This is a genomic window from Aeromonas sp. 62-46 (genome assembly GCF_001898585.1).
In the GTDB taxonomy this organism is placed as follows: Bacteria; Pseudomonadota; Gammaproteobacteria; order Enterobacterales; family Aeromonadaceae; genus Aeromonas; species Aeromonas caviae.
In genome coordinates this window covers 34,563-41,382 of sequence record NZ_MKUI01000057.1, presented here as the reverse complement: position 1 = coordinate 41,382, position 6,820 = coordinate 34,563, and the positions used below count along the sequence as shown (strand labels likewise).

The 6,820-nt window shown below is 63.8% G+C and carries 7 protein-coding genes; 1 reads left to right on the top strand and 6 read right to left on the bottom strand.

Features of this window, described 5'->3' with window-relative positions:
- From BGO64_RS17810 to fadI, 6 genes are all read right to left on the bottom strand, one after another.
- Nucleotides 1-106: phage portal protein family protein (locus BGO64_RS17810; RefSeq protein WP_502686732.1), on the bottom strand; the 106-nt coding region annotated here is incomplete at its 3' end.
- Nucleotides 107-171: 65 nt separating this feature from the next.
- Nucleotides 172-1,056, bottom strand: a complete 885-nt coding sequence (locus tag BGO64_RS17805) for an AEC family transporter (RefSeq protein ID WP_286701110.1) — start codon at nt 1,054-1,056, stop codon at nt 172-174.
- An 11-nt stretch (nt 1,057-1,067) separates the two neighbouring features.
- Nucleotides 1,068-1,625, bottom strand: a complete 558-nt coding sequence (locus BGO64_RS17800) for a YaeQ family protein (protein WP_043760677.1) — start codon at nt 1,623-1,625, stop codon at nt 1,068-1,070.
- 189 nt (nt 1,626-1,814) lie between these two features.
- Nucleotides 1,815-1,955 carry a TIGR02808 family protein gene (locus tag BGO64_RS17795; RefSeq protein ID WP_010674670.1) on the bottom strand — a complete coding sequence of 47 codons (141 nt, stop codon included), beginning with the start codon at nt 1,953-1,955 and terminating at the stop codon, nt 1,815-1,817.
- A gap of 262 nt (nt 1,956-2,217) precedes the next feature.
- Complete coding sequence (gene fadJ, locus BGO64_RS17790) at nt 2,218-4,365, bottom strand: fatty acid oxidation complex subunit alpha FadJ (protein ID WP_103244636.1); 2,148 nt, start codon at nt 4,363-4,365, stop codon at nt 2,218-2,220.
- Complete coding sequence (gene fadI / locus BGO64_RS17785; protein WP_039039117.1) at nt 4,365-5,675, bottom strand: acetyl-CoA C-acyltransferase FadI; 1,311 nt, start codon at nt 5,673-5,675, stop codon at nt 4,365-4,367. The genes fadJ and fadI overlap by 1 nt, the downstream gene beginning before the upstream one ends.
- 183 nt (nt 5,676-5,858) lie before the next feature.
- Here fadI and BGO64_RS17780 point away from each other — a divergent pair, with 183 nt between their 5' ends.
- Entirely contained in the window at nt 5,859-6,809 is a 951-nt protein-coding gene (locus tag BGO64_RS17780) for an AAA family ATPase (protein WP_039039116.1), read from the top strand.
- The last annotated feature ends 11 nt before the right edge of the window (nt 6,810-6,820 follow it).

Genomic DNA, 6,820 nt, shown 5'->3' with positions numbered 1-6,820 from the left:
CTAGTGCCTCCTCGCGTACCTCGTTATGAACATTACCCAGTGCATTGGTCGAACTCTTGCCATCGGCCTGTGAGGTCAAGGTGCCCCCCAGAATGGCCTTGCTCATGGAGTGCTCGCACCATTCCATCATTACCAATGGGATCGGAATGACCGCTGGTGGAGTTCTAAAGATCAGCCACCCAGATGAAGCGCCAACCAGACCGTAAGGGGGATCACCACCACAGAGAGCGCATTGCCGCCGAGCACGATGCTGGCCACCTTGTCGGGCTGGCACTGGTACTGCTCACTGAGGATGTAATTGAGCACCGCCGGGGGCAGCGCCACCGACAGCATCAGGAGTGGTATCCAGTCAGGTTCGAGGGGCAGCAGCCAGACGGCGAGCCCCAGGGAGAGGCCCCCCGCCAGCAGGTAGAGCAGGTTGCACTTGATGGCCAGCCCCAGATGATCCAGCTCCCCTTCCATCAGCCTCACTCCCAAGGCAAACAGCATCAGGGGCACCGCTATCTGACCGAGCAGGGCGGCGCTGGTCACCAGGTATTCCGGCAGCGGGATATGCAGGTTGGCCACCAGCAGCCCGGCGAAGGCGGCCCAGAGCACGGGGCTTCTCAGCCAGAGCCAGCGGGAGCTGCTGGCGGAGAGGATGAACATCCCCACCGAGAAGTGGAGCAGGTTGGAGAGCACAAAGAGGATGACGATGGCGCCGAGCTGTTGCTCGCCAAAGGCGAGCACCATCAGCGGAATGCCGAGGTTGCCGGTGTTGCGAAACATGGCGGGCAGGATCAGCGCGGCCCGCTCTATTGCCTTGAGTTTGAGCAGGGAGAGCAGCAAGCCGGGCAGCAGGATGACCAGGGCACCGGCCCCCACAAGGGGCAGGTGCGCCGCGAGATCCAGGGGGTATTTCACCAGGGCCGAGAAGACCAGCGCCGGGGTGAAGAGTTCGATATTGGCCCGGTTGACATAACCCAGGGCCCCGCCCGGTCGCAGCCGTCCATAGAGGGCGCCAAGGCCCACCACCGCAAACACGGGAATGACGATATTGAGCAGGGCGCTGAACATGGGTATCCCGTTTACAGTTCGCGGGCCGGGCGTCCCATCAGCACCACGGGGTCCAGCGTCACCTCCTGGTTGCCGTTGCTGACCCAGAGCTGGCCGTCGGAGATGGTACAAGTGAGCTGCATGGTGCGCTCCACCATGGCCGCCAGGGGAAGGGTCTGGCTGTCGGAGAGTTCGATGACGCTCAGGTTGTCGTGCAGACCGAGCTTGCCCTGGTTCTGCTTCCACCAGACGCTGGTGCCACGACCGCCATAGAGGTAGAGCACCACCTGGCGAGAGCGGTTGCATGCCTTCTTGAGACGGCGCTCGTCCGGCTGACCCAGCTCAATCCAGAGTTCAATCTCGTCGGAGTAGTTCTTGCACCAGAGCTCAGGCTCGTCGTCGGCTGAGAGCCCCTTGGTGAACTCCAGCCGCTCGGCGGCATGCCAGGCGAAGGCCGCGAGGCGGATCATCATGCGCTCGTCGGTCTCGGAGGGGTGACGGGCCAGGGTGAGGGAGAAGTCCTGATAGAGATTGCGATCCATGTCAGACAAGCTGATCTGGGCCTTGAAGATGGTTGCCTTGAGCGCCATAGAAGTCGTGAATACCTGATAAAAGAGAAGGGGGCGGACATGCCGGGCGTCAGTGTAATCAAAATGGCCGCCGGGTTCGACCGTCTTGCGCTCCCTTTACCCCATCAGGGGCGGGACAAGTGCTTCAGAAGACACAAAAAACAAATGCCAGTCGTGAGACTGGCATTTGGCGGCATGAACGAGAGTGACTCACTTCTCGGCGGACTTGACCCCGAAGGCATTGAGCAGCAGGCAGCAGGTCACTGCCACTGCCACGAACCCGCTCAGGAAGATAAAGGGCATGGCCCCATACCCCAATACAGTCCAGATGGTATGTTCAAGCAGACTCATAGTGTGTCCTTCATCCAGTGAAATGGGTGTCCCTTTCGTGACGGGGTCGCCCCCGTTCCTGATGAGACTATTTGACCTCAACCCGCGCCTGAGTCCTATGCCACCAAAGTAATAAATGGGGCACCAGTTTGCGCCAGATCAAGGTTTTACCCCTCCCCGCCCCGTTTTTCTTCGCGCCCCCGCCCCAAACCGGAAAGGTACGCCCAACAAAAAGCGAGGCGACCTTGGGGTCGCCTCGCTCGATGCATGCCGTCGAGAGCCATCAGTAGAAGGTCTGCTGCTCCGCCGCCATCGCTTTCAGCCGCGCACAGGGGGCGAAGCGGTCGCCAAAGCGCTTCTGATGGTGCTCAAGACGCCCCACCAGATAGTCGATGCCGAGGCTGTCCATGTAGCGGAACGGACCGCCCAGGAAGGGAGGGAAGCCGATGCCGAAAATGGCGCCGATGTCGCCGTCCCGGGCCGAGGCCACCACGCCACCATCCAGGGCCATGGCCGCTTCGTTGAGCATCAACAGCACGCAGCGCTCGGCGATCTCCTGCCTGGCAAGCTTGGCCTGGGGCTTGACGCCAAGCACGTCGTAGACGCTCGCGTCCACCGTCTTCTTGCCCTCCTTGCCGGTGAGCTTGTTGCGCGGAGCCGCCTTGCCATAGAGATAGAAGCCCTTGCCGTTCTTGCGCCCCTTGCGATCGTCCTCCAGCAGCTTGTCAAAGGCCTTGGGCGCCTGGAACTGCTCGCCACCCAGCTCTTTTTCGAGGATGGGGGAAATCTTGGCCCCCACGTCGATCCCCACCTCGTCCAGCAGGGTGATGGGGCCGACCGGGAAACCGAAGTCGAGCAGAGCGCCGTCCAGTACCTCCACCGGCTCCCCTTCCAGCACCAGGCGCGCCGCCTCGTTCATGTAGGGGGCCAGGATGCGGTTGACGTAGAAACCGGCCTCGTCTTTGACCACGATCGGGGTCTTGCCCTGGGCCCGGGCGAAGGCCAGGGTGGTGGCCACCGTCTCGGCACTGGTACCCGCGTGGGGAATGATCTCGGCCAGCGGCATCTTGTCCACCGGGCTGAAGTAGTGCAGCCCCACCACTCGCTCCGGATGCGTCGCCGCCGAGGCGATCTGGTGGATGGGCAGGGAGGAGGTGTTGGAGGCAAACACGGTGTGCTCGCCGCACTCGCGCTCCACGTCCTGCACCATCTGGTGCTTGAGGTTGATGTCCTCGAATACCGCTTCCACCACCATGTCCACCCGGTGGAAACCGGAATAGTCCAGGGTGCCGGTGAGCAGGCTCATCTGTTTCTCCAGCTCGCTGCGCAGCAGTTGGCGACGCTTGAGCTTCCTCGCGAGGAGGTCGTAGCTGTAACGCATGGCATTGCCGATGCCGGCGCTCGCCACATCCTTGATCCGCACCGGTACCCCCGCCTTGGTGGCGGTGACGAAGGCGATACCGCCCCCCATCAGGCCGCCCCCCAGCACGGCGGCATGACCCACCTTGCGCGGCTCGGCCCCCTGATAGCTCACCTCTTTCTTCATCTCCGTGGTGGCGAAGAAGAGGGAGCGCAGGGCGGCGGATTCCGGCGTCATCACCAGCTCGCCGAAGTGGCGGGCTTCGGCCAGCAGGCCGGCCTGCATCCCCTCCTCCACGCCGATGCGCACCACCTCGATGATACGCTCCGGCGCCGGGTAGTTGCCCCGGGTCTTGGCCTTGACCCCCTTGCGGGCCTGATCGAACAGCACCTTGCGACCAAATTTGTTGGTCTCCAGCACCTTGCCCTGCAGATCCCGTTTCAGGTGGTGGCGCGGCTTGCCCTTCTTGGCAAGCTTGATGGCGGCCTCCAGCAAAATGGACGGGGGCACCATGTCATCCACCAGCCCGAGCTTCCTGGCCTGTTTGGCCCGCACCTGCTTGCCGGTCAGCATCAGATCCAGTGCCTTGGCCACCCCGATGAGGCGCGGCAGGCGCTGGGTTCCGCCGGAGCCCGGCAGCAGGCCGAGCTGCACTTCCGGCAGGCCCAGCACGGTTTTACCGTGATCGGTCACCACCCGGCCATGACAGGCGAGCGCCAGCTCCAGCCCGCCGCCAAGGCAGGGGCCGTGAATGGCGGCGATCACCGGGATCCCCAGGGCTTCGATCTCGGCGAACACCTCCTGTCCGGCCCGGGACAGCGCTTCGGCATCCTGGGCGCTGGTGCAGGCAGCCAGCATGGCGATGTCGGCCCCGGCGACGAAGGAGTCCTTCTTGCCGGAGACGATCACCAGGCCGATCAGATCCCCGTTCCCCTTTACCTCGGCCAGCAGAGTGCGGATCTCGTCCGCAAAGGAGGCCTTCAGGGTGTTCATGCTCTCACCGGGCACATCCATGGTGAGGATGCCGATGCCATCTTTGCGAATATCCAGAGAAAAAGTCTTGGCACTCATCATTCCACCTCCAGCACCATGGCCACACCCAGCCCACCCGCCGCACAGGCGGTGTTGAGCCCCAATCCCCCACCCCGGCGCCGCAGTTCATGCAGGGTCTGGGTGATCATGCGCGCCCCGGTGGCGGCAAAGGGGTGACCAAAGGCCAAAGAGCCGCCGAGCACGTTGAACTTCTCCATGTCCACCTCGCCAATGGCCTGATCCCGGCCCAGCTTGTCACGGGCAAATTCGGCGCTTGCAAACATCTTGAGGTTGGCGAGCGTCTGGGCGGCAAAGGCCTCGTGCATGTCGATGAGGGTCAGATCCCCAAGGGTGATGCCGGCACGGTCCAGCGCCAGCGGCGTGGCATAGGAGGGGCCCATCAGCATGTCCTGCCAGACATCGATGGCGGAAAACGCGAAGCTGCGGATGTAACCCAGCGGCTCCAGACCCAGCTCGCGGGCACGCCCTTCGCGCATCATCAGCACGGCGGCGGCGCCGTCGGTAAGCGGAGTGGCGTTGGCGGCCGTCACCGAACCGTGGGCCCGGTCAAAGACCGGTTTGAGCTTGGCGTAACTCGCCAGATCCGAGCTTTCACGGATGTTGTTGTCCCGCTCCAGCGGCGACTTGTAGGGGGGCACGTGGGCGGTGAACACCTCGCCATTCAATTTGCCCTGCGCCCAGGCTTCGGCCGCCAGGGTGTGGGAGCGGTGGGCCAGCGCATCTTGCGCCTCGCGGCTGATCTGGTGGGTCTTGGCCATCTGCTCGGCGGTCTGCCCCATGGAGAGACCGGTGGAGTACTCGGCCACGGCCGGGGGCACCGGCAGCAGGTCCTTCAGGCGCAGACGGCGCAGAATATTGAAACGCTGCTGGAGGTTGCGCGCCTTGTTGAGATCCACCAGGGCGCGGGCCAGAGACTTGCTGACCCCGATGGGCAGCACGGAAGAGGAGTCGGCACCGCCGGCGATGGCGATGTCCACCGTGCCGGCCATGATGGATTCGGTGACATTCGCCACCGCCTGGAAACTGGTGGCGCAGGCGCGCGACACGCTATAGGCATCGGTGCTAACGCTCATGCCGGTGCCGAGCACGATCTCCCGGGCGATGTTTGGCGCTTCCGGCATCTGCACCACCTGGCCGAACACCAGCTGGTCGATGAGCTTGGGGTCGAGATCGGTGCGGGCGAGCATCTCGCTCACCACCAGTTTGCCCAGATCCACCGCAGGCACGCCGTGAAAAGCGGTGGCCTGCTTGGCAAAGGGGGTGCGCAGACCCGCCACGACGGCTATCCGTTCGCCCTGGCGAGTCGTCAGTTTCAATGGCTGTTTCATCCTGGCTCCTTGGGTTAAAAAGGCAGAGGTCTGACCTCATTGCGCCACATCTTAACAATCCAATCACAACTTTCATACGGCTGATTGAAACTAAATTGTCCCCATCTTGCCACCCTCCCTCGCCCTTGTGAGCCAACTGGGGTATAAAAAGATCAACTTCCATAAAAACAACGGGTTTATCGCATGGCAGCGGCCGAGTTCAGAGCACTTGGAGACTATCTGGGCAGCCAGATCCTGGGACAGGGCCCCCTCATCGAGGGGCTGCTGATCGCCCTGTTATGTGAAGGACATGTGCTGATCGAGGGGGCCCCCGGTCTTGCCAAGACCCGGGCGGTCAAGGCGCTGGCCGGTGCCGTGGAGGGGCGCTTTGCCCGTATCCAGTTCACCCCGGATCTGCTCCCAGCCGATCTCACCGGCAGCGAGGTCTTCCATCCCCAGGATGCGAGCTTCGTGTTTCAACCCGGCCCCCTGTTCAACCACCTGGTGCTGGCGGACGAGATCAACCGGGCGCCGGCCAAGGTGCAGTCCGCCCTGCTGGAGGCCATGGCCGAGCACCAGATCACCGTGGGCAAGAAGAGCTGGCGCCTGCCCTCCCTCTTCATGGTCGCCGCCACCCAGAACCCCATCGAGCAGGAAGGGACCTATCCCCTGCCGGAGGCCCAGCTCGATCGCTTCTTGCTCAAGCTGCTGGTGGATTACCCCAGCCCCGCCATGGAGCTGGCCATCCTTCAACTCAACGCCCGCGGCGACGCCCTGCCGACGCCGCCAGTCACCCTCAGCCAGTCCGACCTGCTGGAAGCCCGTACCGCCGTTCAGGGGGTACAGATGCAGGGACGCCTCGAGCACTATCTGGTGCAACTGGTGTGCGCCACCCGCCCCGGCAGCGGCCTGTGCCCCGAGCTAGACCCCCTGGTCGCGGTGGGGGCCAGTCCCAGAGCCAGCATCGGCCTCGCAAGAGCCGCACGGGCCCGGGCCTGGCTAGCCGGGCGCGACTTCGTGCTGCCCGAAGACATCCAGCAGCTGGCGCCTGCCGTGCTGCGCCACCGCCTCATCCCGAGTTATCAGGCGCTGGCGGACAACCTCGATAGCGAGGCGCTCATCACCCTGCTGCTGGATGCCATTCCATGCCCCTGAGCCGGCCCCCA

Coding starts and splice junctions, on each gene's coding strand:
- BGO64_RS17805 (WP_286701110.1), bottom strand. CDS start 1,056: ATGTTCAGCGCCCTGCTCAATATCGTCATTCCCGTGTTTGCGGTGGTG.
- BGO64_RS17800 (WP_043760677.1), bottom strand. CDS start 1,625: ATGGCGCTCAAGGCAACCATCTTCAAGGCCCAGATCAGCTTGTCTGAC.
- BGO64_RS17795 (WP_010674670.1), bottom strand. CDS start 1,955: ATGAGTCTGCTTGAACATACCATCTGGACTGTATTGGGGTATGGGGCC.
- fadJ (WP_103244636.1), bottom strand. CDS start 4,365: ATGAGTGCCAAGACTTTTTCTCTGGATATTCGCAAAGATGGCATCGGC.
- fadI (WP_039039117.1), bottom strand. CDS start 5,675: ATGAAACAGCCATTGAAACTGACGACTCGCCAGGGCGAACGGATAGCC.
- BGO64_RS17780 (WP_039039116.1), top strand. CDS start 5,859: ATGGCAGCGGCCGAGTTCAGAGCACTTGGAGACTATCTGGGCAGCCAG.